Genomic DNA, 2,788 nt, shown 5'->3' with positions numbered 1-2,788 from the left:
GGAGCCGCCCCCCACCGATATAAAAACATATATTTCGGGCGCCCGAGTCTTTTTTTTATAAGACAAATAAAGGGGGGGATTGCGAGACCCCGCGGGGCGCGGCGGGGCCCCCCCCCACTATCCGCTCGGCCTCGTCGTCCACCACGACACCCAGGTGCACCTGACGTTCAAGTATCTTCCGGAACTGTTCACCCGGAACCAGATCGACGTCATCGCCGACCGGATGGTGCGCGTGCTCGACACCATCGCCGAACACATCGACCTCCCGCTGGTCCGGCTGCAACTACTCTCGCCGGTCGAGCGAGCCACGCTGGTACCCGTTCGCGGCGGGCCCGGTGCGGTGATGTCGGTGTTGCCGCAGGTACTGACGGCCGCGATGACGCCGGACACCGAAGCGGTGGTCTGCGACGGTGTCCGGCTGTCCTACCGCGAACTCGACGAAACCTCCAACCGATGGGCCCGGGTTCTGATCGACGCGGGGATAGGACCGGAATCGTTGGTTGCCATCGCGTTACCGCGCTCGATCGACGCCGTGATCGCCGTGTGGGCGGTCGCCAAATCCGGCGGCGCGTTCGTCCAGATCGACCCCGCCCATCCGCACGACCGGATCACCCGCATCCTCACCGATTCCGGTGCCGCCGTGGGGCTGACACTCGGCGCTCACCGAGATCGGCTGGCGGACACCATGAGCTGGCTCGCCCTCGACGACCCGTCCTTCGGCGCGGCGACAGCGTCGGCGTCGCCCGCCGCGATCACCGACGCCGACCGCACGAGCCAGCTCCGGCCACAGCACCCGGCCTACCTGATCTACACCTCGGGCTCCACCGGGATTCCCAAAGGCGTCCTGGTCACCCACAGCGGGATCGCGGATCTCGCCGCCGAGACACGGGAACGGTTCGGCCTCACCCCGGACTCGCGCGTGCTGGCCGCCGCCGCCCTGACCTTCGACGTCTCGGTCCTCGAATTGCTCAGCGCCGCAGCCGCGGGCGCCACCCTGGTGCTCGCCCCCGCACCGGTAGTCGCCGGCGCGGAACTGGCCGAGTCGATCGCCGCCGAACGCGTCACCCATGCGGCCTTCACCCCGACGGTGCTCGCCTCGCTGCCCCCCGACGAACTCGACACCCTGCGCACCCTGATCCTCGGCGGCGAGACCTGCCCACCGGCCCTGGCCCGGCAATGGATACCGGGCCGCACGGTGATCAACTCCTACGGCGCGACCGAAACCACCATCATGAGCTGCGCCGACGCTCCCCGGAGCACCGCCGACGACAGCCCGATGACCTTCGGGGGCCCGACCCGCGGATTCACCGCCGTCGTCCTCGATCGCAGGCTGCGTCCCGTCCCACCCGGCGTAGCGGGCGAACTGTACGTGTCCGGACCCGGCCTCGCCCGCGGCTACCACAATCAGCCCACCATCACGGCGGCCCGGTTCGTCGCCGACCCCTACGGCCCGCCGGGGACACGGATGTACCGCTCCGGCGACCTGGTCACCTGGACCGCCGACCGGACACTGCACTACAGGGGCCGCAGCGACCTGCAACTCAAGATCCACGGCCACCGCATCGAACGCGGCGACATCGAAGCCGCGCTGCGCAGCCACCCCGACATCAGCTACGCCGCCGTCACCGTGCACACCCACCCCAACGGCACCGACCAGCTCACCGGCTACGTCGTCCCCGTCCCGGACACCACCCCCGACACCGGCGCACTGACCGGCTACCTCGCGACCCGGCTGCCCACGCACATGATCCCCACCGCCATCCTCACCCTCGACCGAATCCCCTTGGCCCCCACCGGGAAACTCGACTACAAAGCCCTCCCCGCACCCGAGCTGGTACCCGCCCGGTTCCGGTCACCGTCCACCCCGCTCGAGGCCACCGTCTGCGACGCCTTCGCCCGGACCCTCGAGATCGACCGCGTCAGCGTCGACGACGGCTTCTTCGCCCTCGGCGGAAACTCGCTGGCCGCCACCCAACTCGTGGCGCGGTTGGTGGAGTCGACCGGTACCGACGTGCCGATCCAGTGGGTCTTCACCGATCCGACACCGCAATCGCTGGCCCGCCGCATCGACGCCCGCCGGCGCGGCCTCGACGAACAGGAACCCGGCGACGCACTCTCGGTCCTGCTCCCGCTGCGTGCCGCCGGATCCGACCCACCGCTGTTCTGTGTCCACCCCGCCATCGGATTGGCCTGGGGTTTCAGCGGACTCGTGCAGCACCTCGACCACGACCGCCCCGTCCTCGGGCTGCAATCCCCGACGCTGACCGACCCCACCACACGGTTCGACTCGCTCGACGACCTCGCCGCCCGCTACGTCCGCGAGATCCGGTCCGTCCAGCCGCACGGCCCCTACCACCTGCTCGGCTACTCGCTCGGCGGCACCATCGCCCACGCGATGGCAGTCCGGCTCCGCCGCGCAGGCGAACCCGTCGCGACCCTGGCCATGATGGACACCCGCGTCGTCACCGACCGCGGCAGCCGCACTCCCGAACCCACCACCGTGGACCTGCTCACCGAGTTCGGCGGCCTCACCGCCGCGGAGCTTCCCGCCGAGCCCACCATGGAGCTCGCGGCCGAGTTGCTGCACCGGCAAGGCGCAATGTGCGGCCGACGGCTTCGATCAAGATGTGAAGGTGGGTCAACGCCGCGGCCTGCTCTCCCTTGAGGATATGCCGGGTCAATGTTTCCGTGAATTCCGCGCGGCTGCCGGGAGCCGGAGTAGCCTGGAACAGCGACAGCGCGACAGCCAAACGATTGCCTGTTCGTTCGATGCTGCCGGCCATCAGAC

At 69.5% G+C, this 2,788-nt stretch carries 1 protein-coding gene; it reads left to right on the top strand.

The genetic code is table 11. From position 1 onward, the window contains the following. Positions 1-79: 79 nt before the first annotated feature. The gene (locus tag ACFWPJ_RS29705; RefSeq protein ID WP_378856360.1) at positions 80-2,665 is read left to right on the top strand and encodes an amino acid adenylation domain-containing protein; all 2,586 of its coding nucleotides are present in this window, start codon (positions 80-82) and stop codon (positions 2,663-2,665) included. Positions 2,666-2,788 lie beyond the last annotated feature (123 nt).

Origin of the sequence: Nocardia sp. NPDC058497 (assembly GCF_042720195.1) — a bacterium.
Classification (GTDB): Bacteria; Actinomycetota; Actinomycetes; order Mycobacteriales; family Mycobacteriaceae; genus Nocardia.
Note: the sequence above shows the minus strand (reverse complement) of the source record. Positions and strands in the feature narration are given on the sequence as shown.